The sequence below is a fragment of the Phaeobacter sp. 11ANDIMAR09 genome (genome assembly GCF_001294455.1).
Classification (GTDB): domain Bacteria; phylum Pseudomonadota; class Alphaproteobacteria; order Rhodobacterales; family Rhodobacteraceae; genus Pseudophaeobacter.
Genome location: NZ_LIKT01000010.1, coordinates 1 through 23,020, shown reverse-complemented (window position 1 = coordinate 23,020; position 23,020 = coordinate 1). Strand labels below are relative to the sequence as shown.

24 protein-coding genes and 1 tRNA gene are annotated in these 23,020 nt (G+C 55.8%); 12 read left to right on the top strand and 13 right to left on the bottom strand.

What is annotated here, in order from left to right; translation table 11 throughout:
• Positions 1-150: 150 nt before the first annotated feature.
• Positions 151-849: a B12-binding domain-containing protein gene (locus AN476_RS10510; protein ID WP_054461529.1), complete on the top strand. Its 699-nt coding sequence runs from the start codon at positions 151-153 to the stop codon at positions 847-849.
• 1 nt (position 850) lies between these two features.
• The gene (locus AN476_RS10505) at positions 851-1,570 is read left to right on the top strand and encodes a DUF1638 domain-containing protein (protein ID WP_054461526.1); all 720 of its coding nucleotides are present in this window, start codon (positions 851-853) and stop codon (positions 1,568-1,570) included.
• Between the two features lie 25 nt (positions 1,571-1,595).
• Here AN476_RS10505 and AN476_RS10500 read toward each other — a convergent pair whose 3' ends face one another.
• The gene (locus tag AN476_RS10500) at positions 1,596-2,225 is read right to left on the bottom strand and encodes a glutathione S-transferase family protein (protein WP_054461524.1); all 630 of its coding nucleotides are present in this window, start codon (positions 2,223-2,225) and stop codon (positions 1,596-1,598) included.
• 96 nt (positions 2,226-2,321) lie between these two features.
• Here AN476_RS10500 and AN476_RS10495 point away from each other — a divergent pair, with 96 nt between their 5' ends.
• Positions 2,322-3,047, top strand: coding sequence for a YafY family protein (locus AN476_RS10495; RefSeq protein WP_054461521.1), 726 nt, complete (start codon positions 2,322-2,324; stop codon positions 3,045-3,047).
• Between the two features lie 5 nt (positions 3,048-3,052).
• Here AN476_RS10495 and AN476_RS10490 read toward each other — a convergent pair whose 3' ends face one another.
• On the bottom strand, positions 3,053-3,463 hold the full coding sequence (locus AN476_RS10490; protein ID WP_054461519.1) for a SufE family protein: 411 nt from the start codon (positions 3,461-3,463) through the stop codon (positions 3,053-3,055).
• A gap of 139 nt (positions 3,464-3,602) precedes the next feature.
• Between AN476_RS10490 and AN476_RS10485 the strand changes: the two genes are divergently transcribed.
• Positions 3,603-4,121 carry a hypothetical protein gene (locus tag AN476_RS10485; protein WP_054461637.1) on the top strand — a complete coding sequence of 173 codons (519 nt, stop codon included), beginning with the start codon at positions 3,603-3,605 and terminating at the stop codon, positions 4,119-4,121.
• Between the two features lie 283 nt (positions 4,122-4,404).
• On the opposite strand, the gene rnd is transcribed toward AN476_RS10485, so the two are convergent.
• The 4 genes from rnd to AN476_RS10465 form a co-directional block, all read right to left on the bottom strand.
• The gene (gene rnd, locus AN476_RS10480; RefSeq protein WP_054461516.1) at positions 4,405-5,562 is read right to left on the bottom strand and encodes a ribonuclease D; all 1,158 of its coding nucleotides are present in this window, start codon (positions 5,560-5,562) and stop codon (positions 4,405-4,407) included.
• Between the two features lie 82 nt (positions 5,563-5,644).
• On the bottom strand, positions 5,645-6,247 hold the full coding sequence (gene purN / locus AN476_RS10475) for a phosphoribosylglycinamide formyltransferase (RefSeq protein ID WP_083464315.1): 603 nt from the start codon (positions 6,245-6,247) through the stop codon (positions 5,645-5,647).
• The gene (gene purM / locus AN476_RS10470; protein WP_054461514.1) at positions 6,244-7,290 is read right to left on the bottom strand and encodes a phosphoribosylformylglycinamidine cyclo-ligase; all 1,047 of its coding nucleotides are present in this window, start codon (positions 7,288-7,290) and stop codon (positions 6,244-6,246) included. Before purM ends, purN begins: the two co-directional genes overlap by 4 nt.
• A gap of 150 nt (positions 7,291-7,440) precedes the next feature.
• Positions 7,441-8,412 (bottom strand): MBL fold metallo-hydrolase, encoded by a 972-nt coding sequence (locus tag AN476_RS10465; protein WP_054461512.1) that lies wholly within the window; start codon positions 8,410-8,412, stop codon positions 7,441-7,443.
• 118 nt (positions 8,413-8,530) lie between these two features.
• Here AN476_RS10465 and AN476_RS10460 point away from each other — a divergent pair, with 118 nt between their 5' ends.
• Complete coding sequence (locus AN476_RS10460; protein WP_054461510.1) at positions 8,531-9,466, top strand: LysR family transcriptional regulator; 936 nt, start codon at positions 8,531-8,533, stop codon at positions 9,464-9,466.
• Between the two features lie 35 nt (positions 9,467-9,501).
• Positions 9,502-9,577, top strand: a tRNA-Ile gene (locus AN476_RS10455).
• Between the two features lie 614 nt (positions 9,578-10,191).
• Here the strand turns inward: AN476_RS10455 and AN476_RS10445 are convergent.
• A complete protein-coding gene (locus AN476_RS10445) occupies positions 10,192-10,383 on the bottom strand; it encodes a hypothetical protein (protein WP_054461504.1) in 192 nt (63 codons plus the stop codon).
• A 447-nt stretch (positions 10,384-10,830) separates the two neighbouring features.
• Here AN476_RS10445 and AN476_RS10440 point away from each other — a divergent pair, with 447 nt between their 5' ends.
• A complete protein-coding gene (locus AN476_RS10440; RefSeq protein WP_172684818.1) occupies positions 10,831-11,370 on the top strand; it encodes a Crp/Fnr family transcriptional regulator in 540 nt (179 codons plus the stop codon).
• Positions 11,371-11,482: 112 nt separating this feature from the next.
• Positions 11,483-11,926: a hypothetical protein gene (locus tag AN476_RS10435; protein ID WP_054461500.1), complete on the top strand. Its 444-nt coding sequence runs from the start codon at positions 11,483-11,485 to the stop codon at positions 11,924-11,926.
• A gap of 153 nt (positions 11,927-12,079) precedes the next feature.
• Here AN476_RS10435 and AN476_RS10430 read toward each other — a convergent pair whose 3' ends face one another.
• Complete coding sequence (locus tag AN476_RS10430; protein WP_253279880.1) at positions 12,080-13,051, bottom strand: TauD/TfdA family dioxygenase; 972 nt, start codon at positions 13,049-13,051, stop codon at positions 12,080-12,082.
• A gap of 11 nt (positions 13,052-13,062) precedes the next feature.
• On the opposite strand from AN476_RS10430, the gene AN476_RS22420 reads away from it, so the two are divergent.
• The 3 genes from AN476_RS22420 (at position 13,063) to AN476_RS10410 (ending at position 14,975) form a co-directional block, all read left to right on the top strand.
• Positions 13,063-13,983, top strand: coding sequence for a LysR substrate-binding domain-containing protein (locus AN476_RS22420; RefSeq protein ID WP_083464313.1), 921 nt, complete (start codon positions 13,063-13,065; stop codon positions 13,981-13,983).
• A gap of 396 nt (positions 13,984-14,379) precedes the next feature.
• Positions 14,380-14,574 carry a hypothetical protein gene (locus AN476_RS10415; RefSeq protein WP_054461490.1) on the top strand — a complete coding sequence of 65 codons (195 nt, stop codon included), beginning with the start codon at positions 14,380-14,382 and terminating at the stop codon, positions 14,572-14,574.
• A 71-nt stretch (positions 14,575-14,645) separates the two neighbouring features.
• Positions 14,646-14,975: a hypothetical protein gene (locus AN476_RS10410; RefSeq protein ID WP_054461488.1), complete on the top strand. Its 330-nt coding sequence runs from the start codon at positions 14,646-14,648 to the stop codon at positions 14,973-14,975.
• A 188-nt stretch (positions 14,976-15,163) separates the two neighbouring features.
• Here AN476_RS10410 and AN476_RS10405 read toward each other — a convergent pair whose 3' ends face one another.
• The 5 genes from AN476_RS10405 to AN476_RS10385 all read right to left on the bottom strand — a co-directional run bounded on the left by AN476_RS10405 (position 15,164) and on the right by AN476_RS10385 (position 21,859).
• Positions 15,164-16,216: a leucine-rich repeat domain-containing protein gene (locus tag AN476_RS10405; protein ID WP_054461486.1), complete on the bottom strand. Its 1,053-nt coding sequence runs from the start codon at positions 16,214-16,216 to the stop codon at positions 15,164-15,166.
• Between the two features lie 260 nt (positions 16,217-16,476).
• Positions 16,477-17,655 carry a hypothetical protein gene (locus AN476_RS10400; protein ID WP_054461485.1) on the bottom strand — a complete coding sequence of 393 codons (1,179 nt, stop codon included), beginning with the start codon at positions 17,653-17,655 and terminating at the stop codon, positions 16,477-16,479.
• Positions 17,656-18,228: 573 nt separating this feature from the next.
• The gene (locus AN476_RS10395; protein WP_054461483.1) at positions 18,229-20,406 is read right to left on the bottom strand and encodes a molybdopterin cofactor-binding domain-containing protein; all 2,178 of its coding nucleotides are present in this window, start codon (positions 20,404-20,406) and stop codon (positions 18,229-18,231) included.
• A gap of 5 nt (positions 20,407-20,411) precedes the next feature.
• Positions 20,412-20,876, bottom strand: coding sequence for a (2Fe-2S)-binding protein (locus AN476_RS10390; protein WP_054461481.1), 465 nt, complete (start codon positions 20,874-20,876; stop codon positions 20,412-20,414).
• A gap of 161 nt (positions 20,877-21,037) precedes the next feature.
• Positions 21,038-21,859: an SDR family oxidoreductase gene (locus tag AN476_RS10385; RefSeq protein ID WP_054461479.1), complete on the bottom strand. Its 822-nt coding sequence runs from the start codon at positions 21,857-21,859 to the stop codon at positions 21,038-21,040.
• Between the two features lie 162 nt (positions 21,860-22,021).
• Between AN476_RS10385 and AN476_RS10380 the strand changes: the two genes are divergently transcribed.
• Entirely contained in the window at positions 22,022-22,918 is an 897-nt protein-coding gene (locus AN476_RS10380; protein ID WP_054461477.1) for an AraC family transcriptional regulator, read from the top strand.
• Positions 22,919-23,020 lie beyond the last annotated feature (102 nt).

Below are 23,020 nucleotides of genomic sequence, written 5' to 3'. Positions count from 1 at the left end.
TTCATTATCAATCTGCCATTTTTGGCCCTATAGGTCGGTTCGGACAAAGGCAATGTCGCAAATAATGCAGTCTTGAAGCGACAAAATGGCCCAATAGTCGGCACAACGATGCCACGCCGGGGACTCCCCGCCCACTCAAGGAATAGGCGCATGTCAGAAGAAGAAGATATCATCCTGGCGGAACTGGACGATGAAGAACTTGTCCAACAGATGTTTGACGACCTCTATGATGGTCTCAAGGAAGAAATCGAAGAAGGCGTGAACATCCTTCTGTCGCGAGACTGGGAACCCTACAAGGTCCTGACCGAAGCGCTGGTGGGTGGCATGACCATCGTTGGCGCCGACTTCCGTGATGGCATCCTGTTTGTCCCTGAAGTGCTGTTGGCCGCAAACGCCATGAAAGGCGGCATGGCCATCCTGAAGCCCCTGCTGGCCGCCACAGGCGCGCCGCGTATGGGCTCCATGGTGATCGGCACTGTTAAAGGCGACATCCATGACATCGGCAAAAACCTGGTGTCCATGATGATGGAAGGCGCCGGTTTCGAGGTTGTCGATCTGGGTATCAACAACCCGGTTGAAAACTACCTGGAAGCGCTCGACGAGCACAAGCCAGACATCCTGGGCATGTCTGCCCTGCTGACAACCACCATGCCCTATATGAAAGTGGTCATCGACACGATGGTCGAACAGGGCAAGCGCGAAGATTACGTTGTGCTGGTTGGTGGCGCGCCGCTGAACGAAGAGTTTGGCAAGGCGATTGGTGCCGACGGCTATTGCCGCGATGCTGCCGTGGCTGTGGAAATGGCCAAGGACTTTGTTGCGCGCAAGCACAACCAGATGAGCGCCTAAATTGGCACGCAAAGGACGTGCAGCCCGTTTGACCGAACGGGCTGCATTTCGCCCCCCCACGGGGCGTTCGCTTGTGGAAAGCTCCCTCACCGAACAGGGCCTGGCCGCCCCTGAAAAGAAACATGGCCGTATCCTCCTGATTGCCTGTGGCGCCCTGGCGCGCGAGATCCTTGCCATCAAAGAAATCAACGGGCTGGATCACATCGACCTCACCTGCCTGCCTGCCAAGCTGCATCTCTACCCCGATCAGATCACGATCGCAGTTGAAGGCGCCGTGCTGAAGCACCGCAACACCTATGATCAGATCTGCGTGGTCTATGCCGATTGCGGCACCGGCGGTGAACTGGAACAGAAATGCGCAGAACTGGGGGTTGAGATGGTCCCCGGCCCCCATTGCTATTCCTTCTTTGAGGGCAATGAGGCTTTTGCGGAACATGCTGAAGCAGGTGAAATCACCGCCTTCTACCTCACCGATTTTCTGGTCAAACAATTCGATGCCTTCATCTGGAAACCCATGGGGCTCGACAAAGCACCTGAACTGCGCGAGATGATTTTTGGCAATTACACCAAGATGGTCTATCAATCGCAACTCTCCGACCCGGCCCTGATCGAAAAGGCCCGCGATTGCGCGCGCCGTATGGGGCTAGAGTTTGAACACCGTCACACAGGCTATGGTGAGCTGCAGGATGCGCTGCTAAAATGGGGAAAGTCCGAAGCCTGAGCCCACCGGCTCCGGACACAATGGATCAGGCGGATTCGCGCACCTTCAAGCGTTGCAGAGCCTGGGCCTCAAAATCCTCCAGAGACTTCATATCCAGCGCGGCAGACACCCTGGCAACCCACTCCTGAACCGCGGCAATCTCGGGCATGAGATGTGGGGCCCAGTGGAAAGGCGAGGCCATGATGAGATCCGCCACAGTGAGTTTGTCCCCCAGCAAAAACGCGTTCTGGGCCAAGGCTGTTTCCAGCTCCGCATAGACCTCCTCCATGGAGCGGAACGTACTGACAAGGGCCGGATGGTCGAGGTTGGAGAACTTCGCCACCAGGGCGGGCTCCAGCACACCGCCATAGTAATACATCCAAGACAGGTAGCTGCCGCGCCCTTCGGAGCCGGGCTTGGGGCCCAGGGGATGACCAAACAGTTCATCCAGATACATCATGATGGCGCCGCTCTCGCGGATGGTTTCGCCCGCATCGGTGATCAGATAGGGCACCTTGCCTTCGGGATGGGCATTTTTTGGATCCTTGCGGCCGCTGCCGTCGCCTTTGATGATATCAACGCAGATCACCTCGACCGCGTCGAGCTTCCCCATCAGCATAAGCTGGGAGACGACACGGGAAGAGCGGCTGTGGGGGGAGTGGTAGAGCTTGGGCATTGATTTGAAACCTTTCGGGTTTATGGTTGTCGATGCCCGCTATATGTCGCTACCCTCCTGCCAAATTATGTCAGTAGGTATTGCCTAGGGTGTTTTATGGCCAAATCAGATCGTCTCTTCCGTCTGCTGCATCTCATCCGGGGTTTGACACCGCCGGTGACCGCAGCACGGCTCTCTGCTGCGATGGAAGTGTCAGAGCGCACCATCTACCGCGATATCGACAGTCTGCGTGTGGCCGGTGCCCGCATCGAAGGAGAGGCAGGCCTGGGCTATACCATGGTCGAAGACCCGGCCCTGCCGCCGCAGACCTTTACCCAGCTGGAAATCGAAGCCCTGACACTGGGCCTGGCCGATGTTGGCCAACGTGGTGACAGGGACCTTGCGCAGGCGGCCAATGATGCTCTTGTGAAGATCCTGGCCACCCTGCCCGAACGTCAGCAACGCCAGGCCGCCCATGCCGTGAATCTGGTCAACCGCCTGACCCTCCCCCAAACCACAACCATCGACATGACATTGCTACGCGAGGCAATGTGGGCCGAGGAAGCATTGGAAATCCACTATATCGACCTTCGGGAGAACCAGACCCGCAGACGTTTATATCCGCTGGCTCTTTCCTATCACGAACGCGCCGTCATGCTGCTGGCCTGGTGTTGCAAACGCGAGGATTTTCGCATGTTCCATGTCACCCGAATCCAGGCCTATGAAAAAACCGGCGAGAGCTTTCGCCCCCGCCGTGTGCCCCTGCTGCGGGACTATGTGGCCTATCTGAGAGATCCAGAGAGGATCAAGCAGCATCAATCAGGTGACGCCTGCAGCAGCTAGGTTGTTCAAATCTGCGCTGCGGCTGTCTCGCGGATACGTTCGATCATCGAGCGCACTCCGTTGGAGCGCTGTGCCGACAGATGCTCATTCAAGCCCAAGCGGCCCAATTCTGCATGAGCATCCACTGCCAGCACCTCGGCCAGGGTAAGCCCATTGTAAAGGCTGCGCAGGACCGAAATCAAACCGCGCACGATCAACGCATCGCTTTCGCCATCAAAGTGAAAGCAGCCCTCTTCTACTGTGGGGTGTAGCCAGACCTGGCTGGCACAACCATCGACCTTGGTCGCAGGCACCTTGAGGGACTCGTCCAACGGATCCATCGCCTTGCCCTGCTCGATCACATGGCGATACCGATCCTCCCAGTCTTCCAGGAATTCAAAATCCTCAACGATCTCTTCAAATGCGGCGCTGGCCATGGTGGGGCATCCCCTCGTTTGTGACGGAAATCGGCACAGCAGCACCTATGCCGCCTGCCTAGGTTTTTCAACAGCTTTTCAAGCGCCGCGCAATCGGGTAACCACAATCAACCAGACTTTAAATGACGGGCGGGACGACATGCGCAAATCCTTGGCACTCCTTTTGACGGGCACGCTAGTACTTGCAGGCTGTGGCGGTTGGAGTGAGTCACGTATCAACCCAGGCAACTGGTTCGGCAAATCCAGATCCACCCCGGTGGCCGCAGCAAGTGAGGCCGAAACCGTCAACCCTCTCCTGCCTGACAAGGGACGCAAAAGCATCTTTGCCCGCGCAGAAAAGGAAGACCTGGCCGTACCAGTTTCAACGATCAGCGAGCTGCGCGTTGAGCCCACCCCCAATGGTGCCATCATCTATGCCAGTGGCATCGCCTCACGCCAGGGCGCGCATGAGTTGGAACTGCGCCGCCTCCCTGATACGGCCGAGGACACGCTGGAATACACCTTCCATGTGCTCTACCCGGTGGGCCCAACCCCCGCAGGCAGTGAACACAGCCGCACCGTGCGCGCAGCCGTGAGTGTTACAGAGCAAAGCCTGCGCGGCATTCGCACCATCCGCGTCAGTGGCGCCGAAAATGCCCGCGAAACCCGCCGCCGCTAACCCGGTCCCTGACTGTATGCTAGTCCACCTGATGGTTTGCCCGGCCAGGCCTGCTCTGCGGGCGCTGGTAGCAACGCCATGATCAGTCTCAGTGCGGGAATTCATTGCCCTCAGAGCCGCCGACAAAATCAATAGGGGACAAAGCATTAAGACTTTCCCTTGGGGAAAGCCCTCTGGTTTAACCCCTTCATCTCTCGCGCAAACCTTCATCTGCAACCAAAGCGCGGATCATGCAGGCCTGATTCCAAAAATCTGCGTAACCGGAGCCAATCAGCGAACTGCTTCAGAGCGCGACCACCTTGACCGATTGGCCCTTGGCAGCCAATGCAATTTCGCCATTGCACAGACGCAGCGCATCCTCGCCAAAGACCTCATGGCGCCACCCGGTCAGCGCAGCGACATCCCGTTCACCAGCCGCAATGGCGTCCAGATCGGCGCTAGGGGCGATGAGCTTGGCGGCAACGCCGGCAGATTCGGTCTTGGCCTTTAGCAGCACCCGCAAAAGATCGGCCAGCGCCGGGTTCACCTGCAGTTTTTCCCGGCTGCGATCCATCTTGGGATGGTTGTCCGCCGGACAGCTGATGCCCTTGGCCACGGCCTGCAAAATACCTTCGGAAATGGCACCTTTGCGGGCCTCACGCAGCAACAGGCGGGAGCCCCCAAGATCCGCACCAGTGCGCGGTTTAGTCGAGGCCAGCTCGACCAGAGCGTCATCCTTGAACACCCGGTTGCGCGGCACATTGTTGGTCTGGGCGTAGTCCTCGCGGAAAGCCGCCAGCTCACGGACCACGGCCAGGAATTTCCCTGAGGTCGTGCGGGTCTTGACCCGACGCCAGGCCTCTTGCGGCTGAATGATATAGGTCGCCGGATCGGTCAGAACCTGCAATTCTTCGGAGACCCAGTGCGAGCGCCCGCTGCGCTGCAGATCTGCCGCCAGATATTCGTAGATCCGACGCAGATGCGTGACATCTGCCAGGGCGTAGTTTTTCTGCGCATCACTCAAGGGACGGCGGGACCAATCGGTAAAGCGCGAGCTTTTGTCGATGCCCTCTTTGACGATTTTTCGCACCAGGGTTTCATATCCCACCTGATCACCAAAGCCGCAAACCATGGCCGCCACCTGAGTGTCAAACAGCGGTTTTGGGAATACGCCCGCATCCACCCAAAAGATCTCGAGATCTTGACGCGCGGCATGGAACACTTTGACCACTGCCTCATTGCGAAACAGCTCATACAGGGGCTCCAGCGACAGGCCCTGGGCCAGAGGATCCACCAGAACTGCATCGTTCTCACCATCGCCAGAAAAAGCGATCTGGATCAAACAGAGCTTTGAATAATAGGTGCGCTCGCGCAGAAACTCGGTATCGACCGTCACGTAGGGGTGGTTTGCGGCCTCTTCACAAAAGGCCTGCAGCTCGTCGGTGGTGGTCAGAGTTTTCATAAATCACGACTTTTCTGGTGTTCTGGTCTACTGGGCTGGACATGGTGATACGCTGTTGACGCCTGCAATGCAAACCGCCAGATCACCCCTCTAGCAGCACCGGACTGCGATCCCCTGCAGCAAAGCGGCGCAGCACCGCTGGATAGAGCCGATGCTCCTGCACCAGCACGCGTGCCGCCAGATCTTCGGCGCTGTCACTCGGCAAAACAGGCACCCGCGCCTGTCCCAGAATTGGACCATCGTCCAGCGCAGGTGTCACCTCGTGAACCGTGCAGCCATGCTCCGCATCCCCCGCTTCCAACGCCCGCGCATGGGTGTGCAGGCCTTTGTATTTTGGCAGCAAAGAGGGGTGGATATTCAGCATCCGCCCCTGAAAAGGCGCAACAAAACCTTCAGTCAGAACCCGCATGAACCCAGCCAAGCAAACGATATCGGCGCCAGAGGCCAGAATGGGCTTGATCAGTTCCGCTTCAAACGCCGCGCGATCGCCCTTGAACGGGCGATGATCTACTGCCGCCGTGGAGATGCCTGCGGCGGCGGCCTTTTTCAGACCGCCCGCTTCGGCGTCGTTGGACAGGACCAAACAGGGGCGTGCCGGGTGGTCGCCCTGCATGCTATCGATCAGCGCCACCATATTGGAGCCGCCGCCCGAGACCAGAATGGCGACCTTCTTCTTGTCGGTCACAGCAGGTTGCCCGAATAACGCATGCCCTCTCCTGCGGTGACGGTGCCCAGACGGCTGACGGTTTCGCCCTCGTCTTGCAGGATCGTCATCAGCTCATCGGCACGATCTGCGGAAACCGACAGGATCATGCCAATGCCGCAGTTGAAGGTCTTGAGCATCTCAGCTTCGGCAATGCCGCCGACTTCGGCCATCCATTTGAACACGCCAGGCAGTTCCCAGGCGTTGAGGTCGATGTCAGCCCCCAGGTCCGCAGGCAGCACCCGTGGCAGGTTTTCTGTCAAACCACCGCCGGTGATATGGGCCAGCGCATGCACGCCCCCTGCCCGCACGGCTGCGAGGCTTTGTTTTACATACAGACGCGTTGGCGTCAGCAGCGCTTCGCCCAGAGTGCCGTCGCTGAAGGGTGAGTCTGCATCCCAACCAAGACCGGAGAGCTCAACAATTTTGCGGACCAGCGAATAGCCGTTCGAGTGCACCCCGTCCGAGGCCAGCCCCAATAGCACGTCTCCTTCGACCACCCCTGCAGGCAGGGCGGTTCCACGCTCCATGGCGCCAACCGAAAATCCTGCAAGGTCAAAATCGCCCTCAGGGTACATGCCTGGCATCTCGGCGGTTTCGCCGCCAATCAGGGCGCAGCCAGAGCGCACGCAGCCCTCGGCGATGCCTTCAATGATGCGCGCGGCGGTCTCGGTCTCGAGCTTACCGGTGGCAAAATAGTCGAGAAAGAACAAAGGTTCAGCACCTTGGCAAACCAGATCATTCACGCACATGGCGACCAGATCGATGCCAACACCATCGACGACACCAGTGTCGATGGCGATGCGCAGCTTGGTGCCAACACCATCCGTGGCGCCCACAAGGATGGGATCGCGATAGCCTGCGTCTTTGAGATCAAACAGCGCGCCAAAGCCGCCCAGCCCACTCATCACGCCGGAGCGATTGGTGCGCTTAGCCGCGGGCTTGATACGATCCACCAGGGCATTGCCCGCGTCAATATCCACACCTGCATCCGCATAGGTCAAACCGTTCTTGCCGCTGGTCATCTCTTGGCTCCTTAAAACTGGTTGCGCAGCCTTTAGCGCAAGGCTCACCAGAAAGAAACAAGGGAATCCACCGCGCGCAACCTGTCGCACGGTGGAGAGATCTGCTCAGCAGTGTTTCGGCCCCCTGATCACTGGCCGATCACAGGCCAATCACAGGCCAAATTGCCAGGGTGCGGGCTGATAGGCATAGCCCTCTTTCTGGCGCAGCACCCGACCAAGGCCGGGAAAGTCAATATGGCTCCCCGTCAACAGAAGATCATCCGACACCGCCCGATCCAGCATCTTGTGGCGGGTCGCGGCGGTCACTGCGGGATCCGTATCAAAGGCAATGGTCCAATCTGGATAGGCAAATTGCAGCGCCGTGCTGTGAATGATGTCCCCCCAGAACAACAGCTGCTGATCGCCGCTGTCCAGCATATAGCCCGTATGGCCCGGCGTGTGGCCCGGCAAGGGCAAGGAAGTGACCCCCGCGACAACTGCGGTCTCGCCTGAAATGAGCCGCAGCCGGTTCTGATAGGGCGCCACTGTAGTGCGCGCCATCTGGAAAAACCCGCGACTGTTTTCGGGAACCGAAGCCATGATGGCATCATCATGCCAAAAATCCCATTCCACCTGTGACACGACAAGCTCTGCATTGGGGAAGACCGCAGTGCCATCCGCAGATACCAGCCCCCCCGAGTGATCCGGGTGCATGTGAGTCAGCAGAATGGTTGAAATTTCAGCAGGGCTTACCCCCATCGCCGCCAATCCAGACCGCATGGCGCCGAGATTTGGCCCCATCAGATCGGCAGTCCCCGCATCGATGAGGATTTTTTCACCTCCCCGCTCAACCAGATAGCCATTCACAGGAATGTTCAGCCCCTCGGGGGTCATTCGGTGCAAGCCGCTCTCCAGCACCGCATTTGCCTTTTCTGCATCATAGTTGGCAAAGAGTTGTGTCCCCAGCGGCAGATGCCCATCCAACAGCACCGTCACTCGCGCATTGCCTAGGGAAAACTGATGCAAAACAGGGGGCAAACCCCGGGTTGGGGCGGCGGTTTCAGCCAGAACTGGGTCCAAAATGAGTGTGGCAGCAGGCGCCGCCACAAAGGCGCCGAGAAGGGTTCTACGATTGATCGTCATAAAGATCTCCAATAAGCATGGGACCAGCAATTGGTCACAACCCTGATCTAATTTACCCAAACCCGCCTCTGTAGGCGGGAAACGCCTATCACCGATATAAGCAGGAGATATACCATTCATGGATCGACTGGGATTGTTGGAAAGCTTTGTCATTGCCTTGGATGAAGGCAGCCTCAATCGCGCCGCTCAGCGCCGTGGTATCAGTCAGCCTGCAATGAGCCTGCAGATCAAGCAGCTCGAAGGATTGTTGGGGCAAGAACTGCTGCACCGCTCCTCCACCGGGGTCAAGCCAACCCGTCCGGGCCAAATGGTCTATGCCCAGGCTCAGGGCCTGCTGTCTGGCTATGACAGGATGTGCGCCGAACTGAGCGCGCTGGAAGACAACATCTCAGGCACCTTCCGGATCAGCACCAGCACATTCTTTGGCCGCATCATCCTGGGTCCGGTGCTGCTAGAGGTCAATCAGGCCTATCCCGATCTGGATATTGTCATGAAGTTGGAAGATCGACTGATCGACGTCGTCCGCGAAAATATAGATCTGGCGATCCGTTCGGGCACACTTGGCGACGGCGACGGGGCCGCGCGCAAGATTGCACAGATGGAAACTGTTTTGTTTGCCACCCCGACCTATTTGGACCAAACTGGCCGCCCTCAGACGCCGGATGACTTAAAGCGGCTCAAGTTCATACAACACCACGAAGATCAGACCGGCGGGTTTTTCCCCCTGACCCTGGATGGTGTGGAGCATCAAGCCCCTGTGCATGTGGGGTTTACGGCGGATGATCCGGATTTGATCATTCGCGCTGTCTCAAACCACACCGGCTATGCCCGCGCGCCGCGTCTCTTCCTGGATGAGGCACTCTTGGATGGTCGGTTTGAAGAGGTCCTGCCCGCCTATACCCCCCAGCCCAAAGACATCTACGCAGTCTACCCCTCACGCCACAGCTATGACAAACGCCACGAGGTGGTTGTCTCGGCGCTGCTTGACCGGATGGAAGCCCTGCGCGTGGCGTCAATAGCCCGGAGCCACCCTCCGGCTTCAATCATGGCTTGACCTTACCGCAGGCATTTTCTAACCACGTGTTCAGTGGGCCTGTAGCTCAACGGTTAGAGCAGAGCGCTCATAACGCTTTGGTTGCGGGTTCAAATCCTGCCGGGCCTACCACCACCACTAAAAAAAGCAATGTTTTCAAGGTTTAAGGTGTACCGCACCACTCAAAACCCGCCCTATATGTTTCAATGGGTTACGAGCAAGGTGTCCCGCAGTTTGCAGCCTGAAATGCCCTTTCTGCCTAACTCCTAGCGATCCGCATACAGAACTTTGGCCCGCTTTGGTGTAAACAACACGCCCCTAACTCAAGCTATTGATTTCAGGACTAAGGAGCGCTTTTTATTCCACCTTTTTTCCGCCACCTACGCAAGCTAAGCCGGTTCAATCCAGTTCACAGAATCTATGAACACTTCGTTATCCCAACGAAGTGTTCCCACCCTTTCGGCTGGGGCTGACCACATACCGAGAAATGGCTTGGCCGCTTCTGGGCGTTACTCATGGACCAGCCGAGAAGGTGATCCGGTATTCCCTGACATTCTTTGCACGACAGCGGGAACAACGCATTTTGCTGATAGCAAAGCCAACCGTACCCTGATCACCAAGAGCCTGAATGAGATCCAGGACCGCCACAGAATCCGCGTGACCGCAGTTGCACATCACATAGAGCTTGTGCCGACTGATCACTGACAGTTTTGTTTCACCACCTGTGCCCAATTGCTTTACTCTCTCTAGGCAGGCAATGCGCGCAGCGCTTCGGCCATGGCGCGGTAGCCGGGATATCCATACTCAGCAAACATGGCATCATACCACTGCGCCCAAGGCTCGCGCCGCCCCTCGGGGAAAACGTCTTGCCAAGTCCCTTTTCGCAGCATTACCTGCCCATCATTAAGTCGGGTAACTTCAATCGAATGCGCGCTCACGAGGGCCTCCCTTGCTGTTGCCGAGGGATAGGCTAAGGCGCAGCAAGAGTGCACCCCCTCTAGCTCGGCCAGTCGGCTAGCCTAAAGCAGACGTAGAAAGGGGTTGCGAGGTTGAAGCCGATCCGTCCACGTTGCGGATGACTGCTGTCAGCCCAATGCGGTCATTGACATTGAGTGCCGTGCCATCGATGCCGCGGTAGCGAGAACAGGGGGGCAATTTCCCGAATGCAGTCATTGAGCGTCGTGGTGTTAGACCGCCAATGTTAACACGCTGAATAGGAGGCTGGCTGCCGCCAAGATCACCAGCTTTCATGTTCGTCTTAGTGTTTTGCCAACGAAGAAGACCACCTCCATGGATAGTACATCGTCACCTTGCCTGAAGTGGGCGGCTCTTCGTAAGATGCTTTCAAGCCCTTTTGCGCAATGAAAAGTATGGAGAGTGAACTCGTGAAGGTTTCGCAGGAACTGCAAGGGCTGTTTTTACAGCTCGGCGTACCCAGATCATTTCCCAAACGCCATACTCTTCTGCACGCAGGGGATGTTAGCCAACACGCCTATTTCGTCGAAACAGGTTGTATTCGGCTTTGGCATAACCACGGCGGGACAGATGTTTCTGTCAAATTCTTCCTGCCCGGTGAACTTTGCGCGTCGTTGCAAAGCATGCACAACGAGGAACCCAGCAAATACGAACTTGAAACCATCACGCCCTGCGTCGTGCGCATATTGAAAAGATCCGAACTTGAGAGGGAAGCTGAAGCTTCGCCAGGGCTTCGGGCGTACTTTGCGTCTATCATGGTGCACTGCCTGGTAGACTATCAGGACCTTTTCGTAGACCGAATAGCGAAAACGCCGGAAGATCGGTATCGAGCGCTGATCGAGGAAGACCCTGCCGTGCTCGATATGGTGCCTCTTCATTTCATTGCGTCATACCTAGGCGTCACGCCGGTCTCGCTCAGCCGAATTCGCAGGAAAACGCACCTTTCTTAACAAACGATAAGGCGGGGGGCTGCGTCCCATTGTAGGGCTCACAGAGCGAGGTTCTGCGCCGTCTGAGTTCACGCGCGATATACGCGACGTGACCGCACGAGCCAGCACTGGAATGACACTGCGGTTGTTTGCCGCCACAAGGAATTTCGAGATGAACTCAAGAATCGTAGTTGGCCGGCTGCTTATCCTGCTCGGCCTTTTTGGAGGCTTTGTCAGCGTTTGGTACACGCTCAACTTCACCTGGAACCCACAGTTTCAATCTGTCAATTTGCCGGATGCGCCAACGCATTCGAACTATCACGCGTTTCGAGGCGCCATGCTGGCGCTCGCTGCGAACCTTTTGCTGTTTTGGGCTGCTTTCAAAGCCAGAGCTCTCTCCCCTGAGGTCTGGAGTGTCGTGACCTTTGTAGCTGTGTTTTACTATCTTGGCTGGTGGGCGGCCTGGCCGATCTGGGGGCTCCATGCTCCAAGTTTTGTCGCTGAAATGAATCACGTGATTGGCACAGTTGGCGGATTGGGTGGCCTGCTCTTCCTCCAGCCACGCAAAACGGTTTGAGATAGACAGCTAAGGGTGCTCAATCGGACGAAGAGAAACTTTAGCGTAATCTATCGTCGGCATGAAAGCTTGGTCAAAGAGAAGGGGAAAGGACAATCCGGCCGCTCACCACATACGAGAGCGGCCGGAATCGTCCCGCTGGTTTCATCTTATCTAACCAACCAGCTTGCGCGCAGCATCCAGGCCGTCGGCGCCAGTCATCGAACAGCAAACGCTGGCAAGGGTTCGGGGTTGTTCATAAGGCCACGGCATACCGCGATGCAGTGTCGCCCTCTGATCCCACATGAGAACATCACCAACCTGCCACTGGTGTGAGTACACGAACTGCGGCCGGGTGCAGTATGCGATCAGCTCATCCACCAGCGCATCACCTTCCGCCGGGCTAAGTCCTTCCACCTCAAACACATGCGATGCGATAAACAGAGCCTCCTGCCCGTTGACGGGATTGGCCCAGACCGCAGGCCACCGTTGCGCTGGCCATTTATTGAACATGGGAAAATTGGCCAGTTCCATCGAAATCCGCTCCCGCGAACGACGGTAGTTGTGTCCTAAGATCCGCCCTTTGATCCTTTGCCTCAGATCCTCCGGCATGGCAGCCCAGGCCGCGCGCGTGGAAGCTAGCTCTGTCTGGCCGCCCTCTGTTGTCACAACTTTAGCCGCCAGAATGTTGCACAGCGAAGGAAACGGCATGAAGGTGGAATCAATATGCCATTGCTGGTTTGCTTTCAGATGCAGCGTATGCAGATCCATTTCCCCTGTGACGCCCGCGTCCGTTTCATTGGATACAAATGAAACCTCGGGAACGTCTCCGGGTTGGCGCTCATCCTTTTTTCGGTCCTCAATGGGGCCGAACATCTGCGCCAGGCGCAGGTGATTTTCTGGCTCTAGGGACTGGTTGTGGAACAGCAGTGCAGAGTGATTTTCGAAAAGCTTGCGCAGTTCCGGGTAATCTCTCTCCATTGAGATCTTCGAAAGGTCAAAGTTATGAACGGTGACGCCAAAACTGTCCGTCAAGGGGCTGGTTTCGAAATGGGCTGACATTGAATTCTCCCGTGTGTCATTTCCTGACTGCATCCTACGAAGGAGGAAGATCAAATAAACTTGCCAAATTTGCATGCCGATCATAGCTTTTCATTATGCAAGGCCGTTTTCGACGTACACAGCATCTGCTCAACGCGCTTCCTATTCTGGAGGCATCCGTGCGGCTTGGCAGCTTCACGAAGGCCGGCGAGCACCTAGCCCTTAGCCAACCAGCGGTCAGTCGCCATATCGCCAATCTTGAAGATCAGCTTGGCGTGCAGCTCTTTACCCGAACGCATAACAAGCTGACGGTGACCAGACAGGGGCGGGATCTGGCGAATGCAGTGAACCTGGGTCTGTCGCATATCGATACAGCTATCCGCAGAATATCCGGAACCGCCGGTGCTGGCGGCCTGCGCCTTGCCTGCACGCAAAGCTTTGCCAACTGCTGGTTGCTGCCGCGATTTTCCGGTCTGAGGCAAGCGATGGGGGATGTGCAGGTGCATCTCGCGGTGTCTCATTGGCTGGATGACATCGACCCTGATAGTGTCGATATGATCGCCCACTGGCGGCCGCAGGGCTGGGCTGGTTGGCCGCGGAAGCGGCTGTTCCAAGAGGTGACCTTTCCAGTATGTTCCCGGGAATATCTGGATCGCAATCCTGCACTCCGGTTATCCTCGGAAGATCCATCGGTTTTGAGCCGACATAATCTTTTGCACTATGAAGAACGGGCAATGGAGTTCGCGGGATGGCCCGAATGGTTCGCTGCCTCTGGCATTGACTATTCCGTACCGGATCAGGTCTTCCGATACCCCAGTTACCAATTCATGCTGCAGGCTGCGGCTGACGGCGAAGGGGTGGCTCTCGCTTGGCGACACCTGGCGGCGGACAAGATCTCTTCCGGCGAACTGGTGCAAATCGGGCGGGACCTTCACCGAAACGAGGCTGGCTATTTTCTGGAATACCGGGACACAGGACACATGTCCCGTCATCAGGAAAGGCTACTAGACTGGTTCGTCATTGAGGCTGACAAGTAGCAAGTTTTGCCGTTTCCTTAGCGAAAATAATCCCCTTAAGGCGCAGTACGAAGGCTTGAATTGGGGTCTCCAATCATGTCTGTTCAGTAGCGAAGGCTCATTTCATTTGCTGAGTTGACCTTTTCCCTTTGAAGTTTGCTGAATGCCTCACCAATGACCGGCTTTCACGCGGCAGTGCGGCGCGTTCAGGCGGTGTTGCAGGATAGACTGTTGGACTTTGCAAATGTCGCTATCTGCGCATAGCCGACGTAGCAGGGAGCTACGAGGCTGGCGCCAATCCGACCAGGTTGCGGACGACTGCTGTCAGCCCAATGCAGACATCCGAGCCGGACGCAGCATTCACGATACAGAATCTGCGCATGGCAGAGACATTTTCCCAAAAGCAGCCTTTCAATCATGAGCAATGTAGTCAACGCCAAAGGTAGCGACGTGCGGGTAGCGATATTGGCAAAGTTTGGCGGTCACCCCGAAGCCGACATTCAGCCAGGAAGCGAAGCTGATCGCTTTGCGTCCATACTCGCAAGAGGTTTGATTGTTGCTCAACCGAACGCCGTATTGACAGACGTGGCGTTCCACATGAGGAAGGACTGATACTATTATGTAATTATCGGCAGGCCGGACATGCCTCCGGTTGGCAAACGCCCTAACACTATGGAGCTGCAATGCGCAATGATCTGGCCACCTTCTTTCTGTTTGCACCTTTGGCCCTGACCGCCGGTCACCTTAAGGCAGCGGACCTCGAGTTGAATGTCTTAAACGCTACGACTGAGAGACTGATGTTTCTAAACATTGTCCCCGCCAGTTCCAAATCCTGGGGACAGGATCTCCTGCCGGAACCCATCGACGCTTTCCAATACACTGATATCAATCTGACTGATGGCAAAAGCATCTGCACCTACCATTTGCGCGCCGAATTTTCGGATTGGGAAGTCATTGAAGACTACAATGTCAATCTCTGTCATGACCACCACTATACCTTCGAGGACTATTAATCCCGACGCCTAAGCGGCGCAGAACGGTCACCGTCAGTGTGACAGGTTCCATCTCTTGATCATTCTGCCAGAAGGTAAGCAACGAATGGTCGGCTTCCGCAGCAACTGCCCGTTTTGGAAAACCAACATCATTGATTTGGGCAGTAGTCCCCAATGCGCGTTCCGGCCAATTCTAACATTTCCATCAGTCAGAAATTTTGGTCGTCCTCGTCTGCGGACATTTTGGCTCCGTGCTTCAGCAGAAGCTCTACGATTTCGGAGTGCTGATGATTTATTGCTAGCGAAAGCGGGGTTTCAGCCTCGTAAACCCCATCATAACAGGCAGGATCGTTTACGATGGAGGGCTCCAAAGCAACTAAAAAGCGACACACCTCTTCCCTTCCGTTGCGAATGGCCCAGTGGATCGGGCCGTCCCACTGATCCTCCATGATCATGGCCCCACGGGCAACGCGGGCCTTGACAGCCTCCAAATCTCCATCCGCTGCATCGCTAAGAAGTCCACTGTCGTACCAACGACCCTGATATTGTCCAGTTGCAATCCCCTCTTCCTGAAATGGTGTATTCCAAAGGGCGAGTTGTTCTAGATTTGGCAGATCTCTGATTGGGGAAAGATCTGCGATTTTTGTGTGGCTCAGGTCGAGGTAAGTGAGGTTAGTCAACCTGGCCAGGGAGCTCAAATCTGAGATCTGCGTATTCCACAGATCAAGTCCTTCCAGTCCGATCAGAGTGGCAATCGGAGTGAAATCAAGAATATGCGTGTTCCACAGATTCAGGGTTTTGAGGCTGGCATGCCCTCTTAGTACAGACAGGTCAGTGACCTGGGAATTTGCGAGATCCAGATGCTCTAGCTCAGTCAGTTCAGTCAGGGGAGACAGGTCGGATATCTTGCACCCTTGCAGAAAAAGCGACCGCAATCCCTTCAGCGACCTCAAGACCTCTATATTCGTGACCTGGCTTTTGGAAAGGTCCAGTTCGCTCAACTCTGCCATTTCGGAGATGGGCGAAATGGCAGATAGATTCCGGCAGTAGCTGAGATCCAATGTCTTAAGCTGAGTTAGTCCAGATAGTTGCGCAATAGAACGTATGCCGGCTCCGCTCAAATTCAGCGTCGATATCCGCTCCAACGCGCCGATCTCAGAGGGGAGTTGCGTTAGGTCATAGACGTTGACCTTGGAAAGGTCGAGTTCAGCAGCACCTGAAAGCGATGCCTCGTGCACAATGCCTTTTACGGTATGGAGCATGACATCTCCAGCGGTGTCTGTTGGCGCCTTTGGCCTCCAGCGGAATATGTTGAGCATCTTGTTTAACCTCTCACCACCATTATCACTTCCGGAGACTACACATATTTTAAAGCGGTCAGTGTCGGCCTATCCGCTGGCTTCAGAGAGGGTTCTAGAAACCCATTCCAAAGTTAAACGATTCCGACCTTCCCCCCTCCTGCTCCGGTAGAAACACTTGAACAACCTATAGGCTAGCGTATTGATACCAAGGGAAAGTTTTTTCATTGGCAGGACACGGCTCCTGCGCCCGGGCGGCACTGGGGGTTTTTGGCCAGCCAGGCTTCGCGCAATGCCTTGCGGCGTGCAGCTCCGGCAGCTGCGGCGGCCTCGTTGTGCCGTACAACGCGTTCTGTTGCCGCTTGCTGATCTGCATAATAGGCATTCAATTTCTGCCGCTCCGCCTCGTTGCGGTCCCGGGCAGCGATTGCCTGCTCATCCCGTGCGCAGGTATTACCCTTGGGCTTGGTGTAGGGCGGGCATCTGTGCAGTACCAAATTGGCCCCACTGGATGCGCCGCCGAGTGAGATGCCCTGAGCCCTGCGAGCCGCGCCCGCCGCATCAGCCCGGCGGTCGAGTTCGCGGTAATAGGCATCCTGGCCGAACATGGTGCGGTCAAGATTCGCAAGGGCAAACGCGACATCAGGGGAGGCGTTCGTAACCAGATCCGTCGTTAACGTTAGGCTCGAATCTCCGGGCCCGGACTTGTTAAGCGGGTTGTCCCGGGCGAAGTCCTGAAGGGCGGAACTTAAGGCGTTGGACCAGCTTCTTTGATTGTCGCGTACGAAGCCGCCGTAGACTATGATCCTCTTGTTGAGCCGGTCCGCGTACTCGGGCAGCTTGTTCACAGTTTTTTCAAAGTCGCGCAGCTCACGGTCGATGGTCAGTTTCCGTTCTACCGATTGCTTTTCGGAATCGTGGAAATGCGGATTTACAGCCCATTCCGGAAATGGCCGATCTTTGACACCGTCGAAGAGTTCGTTCAGATATGCCAGCTCAGCCATTCTGCGCTCTGCCAGCGCCGGGCCGGTTTTTATGTAGCAGTCAGTGTACCGCGGAAAATCAGCCAGGGCGGCTCGGTAATATTTCTCCAGAGCGCGTGACGAAGCCCCGATACCAGGATCGCCTTTCAGCTTACAGGCAGCTCTTGTACGAGCCGCAATAGTTTGATCCCACGGGCCCGGGTAGCCTTTTGCCCGGTACCTTTCCTTATGGCTGGCTGGAACGTTTGACGGAAAGAAGTAGGCCCATACAGCGTCTTCGCCCCATTTCTGCGGGTCAGGAAGATCGCCGATATCGAATCCGGATGACACGTTGCGGCTCACAGTTGGTTGGCTTGTGGTCATAGAAATACAAGCCGAGAGACCCAGAAATACGCAAGCACCCAAGATAAAACTCTTCATTGAAATATCTGTCCGTTCAGCTTGTCAATTTTGAAAACGTAGCAGCGGAGCACAATTTTGTATAGCCGCGAGGCAGATAGGTCCCTTACTGCTACCCTCCAACTCGAGCGTTTCGCTGCAACATTCATCAATGACCGGTTCTCATGCGGCAGCGCAGCGTTTTCAGACTGTGTTTCTAGGTAGATTGCCTGACTTTGCAAAGGTCGCTTTCTGCGCATAGCCGACCTAGCAGGGGGCTGCGAAGCTGGCGCCCATCCTCTCAGGTTTCAGAAGGCTGCTGTCAGCCCGAAGCGGACACCAACATGAAATCTCCGCGATATCAGTTCCGCAGTTTCTAATCTTGAGGGTCGGCTTCCCGAAAGCGGTCATTCAATTGGTCTAGACTGCTACCTATTTCGCTGCGTTTTCCAAATCGGTGCAAATAACCGATCCTTTTTTGAGGATGAATGTAGCAGGAGGCAACTCCAGTGACTTTGTCACAAACGGTTTTCGACGCTTGTCCAGAGACGGGAAAAAGTGAGGTAAACACTTAGAGTAGGTCGCAGCACAGTTGGTTGCTGTGCTGCGAAAATACTATGCGAATGAAACCCCATTTGCGCTCATCGGCAGTTCCGCAACAAGCAGATCAAGCTGCGCGATTGCGTTGGCCAAGGCGGGAGCTGAAGGCGGGGTGCCAGGCTCTCCGATACCACTTGGTGCTTCGGCAGAGGCCACAATATGCGTTTCGATTACCTTGATGTCAGAGATCCTGAGCGGTTCATAGTCTGGAAAGTTGGACTGTTCCACCGCTCCGCCATCTAGGGTGATTTGGTCGCGCATGGCGTGCCCAATGCCGTAGCCTATGGCGCCTTCGATTTGAGCTTTGACCACATCGGGGTTTACTGCGATCCCACAATCAACGGCGGCAGTCACTTTTTCGATCTGGATACCATCCGCCAGGTTTCCGGAAATCTCCACCACTTCCGCGACATACGACCCAAAGGATTTGTGGACGGCAATGCCCTGCACATTTCCTTCGGCTGGTGTGCCCCAGTTTCCCTTTTCCGCTGCCAGTTTCAAAACAGCAGCTTTGCGAGCTTGGTCAGCCCCACCGGCAAGATACTTCAGTCTGAACGCAACGGGGTCTTGCCCAACTGCCCTAGCGGCCAAATCCATCATGACTTCCATCACATAGGCTGTATGGGTGTGGCCGACCGAACGCCACCACAGCACCGACGTCGCTTTTTCTGCGTCCGTCAGGCCAAGCGCCATGCCTGGGATAGCATAGGGACTGTCAGCGATGCCTTCGACCGAGGAGTGGTCAACACCGTCATGCACAGCAAAAGCCTCAAAGGCGGTGCCCTTCATGATCGACTGCCCAGCCACTTGATGCTCCCAACCAATGATATTACCTGCGCCATCCAATCCCACGCGGACCTTGTGACCCGCGGCTGGTCGGTAATAACCACCACGGATGTCATCCTCGCGATCCCAGACCAATTTCACAGGGCGGGACCGGTCCGTCAGCACGAAAGCCAACGCAGCTTCAACCTGGTAGTCCGCATCCGGCGTTGCGCGGCGACCAAAGGACCCACCAGCCAACATGGTTTTGATGTGAATCTTTTCGGCCGGAAGGCCAAAGATCTGTTGATAGGCCATATGCGGTCCCGTCGGCATCTGTGCGCCGTCATGCAGCACGATGTCACCTTCTGCGGTCTGCTCAATTGTGCAATTCAGCGGCTCCATCGGGGCATGGGCCAGAAGCGGGAAGTAGAACGCCTTTTCAATCGTCGTGACCGCACCATCGATCATGGATTTCACGGCTGCTGGATCTGCCTTATTGACGTTATACGTCGGTGCTGCGTCCAGGGCTGCCAGAATCTCGGCCTTGATCTCCTGCGAAGAGCGCGTTTCTGCGGCGGCGAGATCCCAATCGACCTCCAGGGCTTCACGCGCCTGCATTGCCGCCCAGGTGTTCTCGGCATAGACCGCAACGCCGTGTTTCGTGGGCAGTGTCTGTGCCATGATGAAGCCTTTGACGTCCTTTGCTGCGCTGTCGTCAAAGCCTGCCACGAGACCACCACGTTGCGGTGTACGTTTGATCATCACAACCATCTGGTTGTCCAAATGCACATCCATGGCAAATTTGGCTGTGCCATTTACCTTGATGGGGCTGTCTTTGCGCCTGGTGGTCGGGTTGCCGATGATCTTCCACTCTGAAGGCGCGCGCAGTCGCGGGTTTTCGGTGGGAGCAATACCTGCGGCAGCGGCAACAAAAGCCCCCAGAGGTTCAGAATGACCGGCACCAGAGATCACCCCGGCCTGAATATCCAGGGCCGCAGCATCCACGCCCCATTCCTTTGCCGCGGCTTTGATCAGCATTTCACGGGCATTGGCACCAGCTGTGCGATACTGCATCCAGGAGTTCGCCATGGCGGTTGAACCACCCGTGCCTTGGAACGGGCCAAACAGCGTATTATTGTAAACCTCCGGGTTGGAGGGGGCGAATTCATAGCCAATTTGGTCCATCGTCACACCGAGCTCTTCGGCGATGAGAGAGGTCAGACCAGTGGCCGGGCCTTGCCCTTTCTCAAAATGCTTAACAATAGCAATGACCGATCCATCGCTGTCGATTTTGACAAAGGGATTCAGCATGGCATCTGCTGAACTGGATGCCGCGCTGACCCCCTTTGAGGTTGCTCCAACGTAGAGTACGGCGGAGGCCGCAGCTGCGGTTTTTAAAAAATTGCGGCGGGAAGTATTGATTGTCATCTGTTTCAAGCCTCCAGAATTTCAGCAGCATGCAGGACCCCGGCGCGAATGCGCTGGTAGGTGGCACAGCGGCAGGCATTGCCATGCATGTAGTCGTCGACCTCTTGCGCCGTGGGCGACGCATTTTCACGCAGCAGCCCCACAGCATTCATGATCTGGCCAGACTGACAGTAGCCGCATTGAACCACATCCAATTCCAACCAAGCCTTTTGGACAGCCGCACCGATCTTGTCCTCTTCTATCTTTTCAATGGTGGTGACTTCTGCATCTTCAACGTCTTCAATTAAGGTCTGGCAAGAGCGGACAGGCGCGCCATCCAAATGCACCGTGCAGGCCCCGCATGAGGCCACACCACATCCGAATTTGGTTCCGGTCAGTTTCAGTTCATCCCGGATAACCCACAAAAGTGGGGTTCCTGGTTCGGCGTCAACGGTATGTGTCTCACCGTTTAGTTTGAGTGATATTGCCATGGCTTATAGGTCTCCCTGTTGGCTATTTTTTCGAGGCTGTATTTATATTCGCATTTGGATCTTTCAGCGCTTGTTGGGCAGGCGCCCTGACCAGGTCAGTTGCTAGAGCTGACCGAGCCAATGCAGCTACCTCATCACACCAGCCCGTTTTCCGGGCTCGGCTACAGACCAAGCTGTGTCTTCAGGCCGCCGATGAATGTCGCGTCATCCAAGGCTTTGCGGTTATCGAGCAGTTCAACCGCGTCTGCACCGGCGCGGTAACGCAGTGTGGCAGTCCCATCAGTAACTGCCTGATAGATAATTTCGGCAACCACGAGTGGCTGTGACGCGCGGGCTGCCATTTCTTTGCTGCCCCATGCTCCGAACAGGGCCTGAACAACGGGTTGGTACTCTGTCATTGCTTCATCATTGACAAAATCAAACGAACGCCCACCAAAGTCGGTTGCAATCATGCCTGGTTCTACAATTTTGACTTTGATGCCCGCGGCTTCCAGTTCAAAGTGGAGTGCCTCTGAAATACCTTCGACCGCAAACTTTGTTCCATGGTAGAGCGCCCCCAAGGGAAAGGTCATCTGGCCGCCAATCGAAGAGATATTGACGATTGTGCCTGAACCCTGGCTCCGCATGTGCGGCAATACTGCCTTAGTGGTTTCCAGTAGGCCAATCACGTTTGTGTCGAACTGGCGGCGGATCCGATCCATTGGAAAGGCTTCCAAGGGGCCATAAGCCCCGTAGCCCGCATTATTTAGCAAAACGTCGACCTTGCCAAACTTTGCAATGCCAGCGGACAGAGCTGCGTCAATCGTCTCAGGATCGGTCACATCAAGGCGGGTGACCAGTGTGTTCTCGTTTCCTACGAGTTCTCCTTCTTTTTCCGGAGCTCGCATCGTGGCAACTACATTCCACCCGCGCGAGGCAAAAAGCTTGGCGGTTTCTTTGCCAATGCCGGAAGATGCGCCTGTGATCAGAATGGTCTGGGACATTTAGACAACTCCTGTTTTGTGTGATCTCAATTTAGCATTGCCCGGCCCGGTACCGTTGCCTGATCCTCCAAATGGTCTGCCTAATTCTCCAGAACTCAGGGCTTTGTCGTTCACCGCATAGCGATCATGGCCTATGATTTTCAGGAATAAGGAGGCGCTCACATGGTACTCGACAATCTGGCGCGGGATGTTTTTCAGCATGTGGTGTCCCAAGACGCCCTGGGAACGGGCTGCGAAACCAATATCCAAGGGCTCTATGCAATCGGCAATCTTGAGAAAACAGATTGTGCGGCAGCCTTTTATGAACCGATCATGTGCCTAGTGTTGCAGGGGGCAAAAGAGGCCTATGCCCGTGGACGAGTGATCCGGTATGCTGCCGGGGATGCCTTGATCGTGAGCCACGCAGTCCCGGTTGAAGCTGCGGTCATTCAGGCCAGCCCTCAGGCACCCTACACAGCTCTGGCCTTGCGGCTAGACTTGGACTTGCTCCGCAGCATGTCTGCCGAATTTCAGGGGCTTGAGGACGTTGAGACTGGCAATATGCATTCGCTAAACGCCGCAGCCTCTGATGCGGCACTCATTGATGCCGTGGGCAGGTTGTTTCGCCTGTCCTTTGATCCGGTTGAGACTGATGCACTGGCACCGCTGGTTCTAAAGGAAATCCACTTCCGACTTCTGCAGGCAAGTCATGGTACAATGCTGCGTCAATTGCTCAAACAAGACAGCCCGGCAAGCCGCATTTCCAAAACCATCACCACTCTGCGCAAAAACTACAAAAGCAATATCATGGTTGCCGACCTTGCGGCTGCATCTGGTATGAGCCTGTCGGCCTTTCATCAGCATTTCAAATCGGTCACGTCTACCACGCCTCTACAGTATCAAAAGGATTTGCGACTGCTGGAAGCACGGCAACTTCTCTTATCTGGAACCAAGTCTGTGGCTGCAACGGCGTACCAAGTGGGCTATGAAAGCCCGACACAGTTTAGCCGTGAGTACTCTCGAAAATTTGGAATGTCCCCAAGTGATCAAAAGTCAGAAAATTCTGATCTTTCTAGATAATTGCAAAGACTAATTTGGTTTCTGACCGAAAACTCCCAACTAGGACTAGATGCTCTGCGTGAGTACAACAAACGCCCGTTTGTCTGTTGACCTGCCCCCCGA

What these genes read in the sequence shown, in the direction of transcription:
- AN476_RS10485 (WP_054461637.1), top strand. Translation starts at nt 3,603, where the DNA reads ATGCGCAAATCCTTGGCACTCCTTTTGACGGGCACGCTAGTACTTGCA.
- AN476_RS10390 (WP_054461481.1), bottom strand. Translation starts at nt 20,876, where the DNA reads ATGGCAATATCACTCAAACTAAACGGTGAGACACATACCGTTGACGCC.
- AN476_RS10435 (WP_054461500.1), top strand. Translation starts at nt 11,483, where the DNA reads ATGACACTGCGGTTGTTTGCCGCCACAAGGAATTTCGAGATGAACTCA.
- rnd (WP_054461516.1), bottom strand. Translation starts at nt 5,562, where the DNA reads ATGAAAACTCTGACCACCACCGACGAGCTGCAGGCCTTTTGTGAAGAG.
- AN476_RS10385 (WP_054461479.1), bottom strand. Translation starts at nt 21,859, where the DNA reads ATGTCCCAGACCATTCTGATCACAGGCGCATCTTCCGGCATTGGCAAA.
- AN476_RS10460 (WP_054461510.1), top strand. Translation starts at nt 8,531, where the DNA reads ATGGATCGACTGGGATTGTTGGAAAGCTTTGTCATTGCCTTGGATGAA.
- AN476_RS10510 (WP_054461529.1), top strand. Translation starts at nt 151, where the DNA reads ATGTCAGAAGAAGAAGATATCATCCTGGCGGAACTGGACGATGAAGAA.
- AN476_RS10395 (WP_054461483.1), bottom strand. Translation starts at nt 20,406, where the DNA reads ATGACAATCAATACTTCCCGCCGCAATTTTTTAAAAACCGCAGCTGCG.
- AN476_RS10410 (WP_054461488.1), top strand. Translation starts at nt 14,646, where the DNA reads ATGCGCAATGATCTGGCCACCTTCTTTCTGTTTGCACCTTTGGCCCTG.
- AN476_RS10400 (WP_054461485.1), bottom strand. Translation starts at nt 17,655, where the DNA reads ATGAAGAGTTTTATCTTGGGTGCTTGCGTATTTCTGGGTCTCTCGGCT.
- AN476_RS10415 (WP_054461490.1), top strand. Translation starts at nt 14,380, where the DNA reads ATGAGCAATGTAGTCAACGCCAAAGGTAGCGACGTGCGGGTAGCGATA.
- AN476_RS10380 (WP_054461477.1), top strand. Translation starts at nt 22,022, where the DNA reads ATGGTACTCGACAATCTGGCGCGGGATGTTTTTCAGCATGTGGTGTCC.
- AN476_RS10430 (WP_253279880.1), bottom strand. Translation starts at nt 13,051, where the DNA reads ATGATCGGCATGCAAATTTGGCAAGTTTATTTGATCTTCCTCCTTCGT.
- AN476_RS10405 (WP_054461486.1), bottom strand. Translation starts at nt 16,216, where the DNA reads ATGCTCCATACCGTAAAAGGCATTGTGCACGAGGCATCGCTTTCAGGT.
- purM (WP_054461514.1), bottom strand. Translation starts at nt 7,290, where the DNA reads ATGACCAGCGGCAAGAACGGTTTGACCTATGCGGATGCAGGTGTGGAT.
- AN476_RS10500 (WP_054461524.1), bottom strand. Translation starts at nt 2,225, where the DNA reads ATGCCCAAGCTCTACCACTCCCCCCACAGCCGCTCTTCCCGTGTCGTC.
- AN476_RS22420 (WP_083464313.1), top strand. Translation starts at nt 13,063, where the DNA reads ATGCAAGGCCGTTTTCGACGTACACAGCATCTGCTCAACGCGCTTCCT.
- AN476_RS10495 (WP_054461521.1), top strand. Translation starts at nt 2,322, where the DNA reads ATGGCCAAATCAGATCGTCTCTTCCGTCTGCTGCATCTCATCCGGGGT.
- AN476_RS10465 (WP_054461512.1), bottom strand. Translation starts at nt 8,412, where the DNA reads ATGACGATCAATCGTAGAACCCTTCTCGGCGCCTTTGTGGCGGCGCCT.
- AN476_RS10490 (WP_054461519.1), bottom strand. Translation starts at nt 3,463, where the DNA reads ATGGCCAGCGCCGCATTTGAAGAGATCGTTGAGGATTTTGAATTCCTG.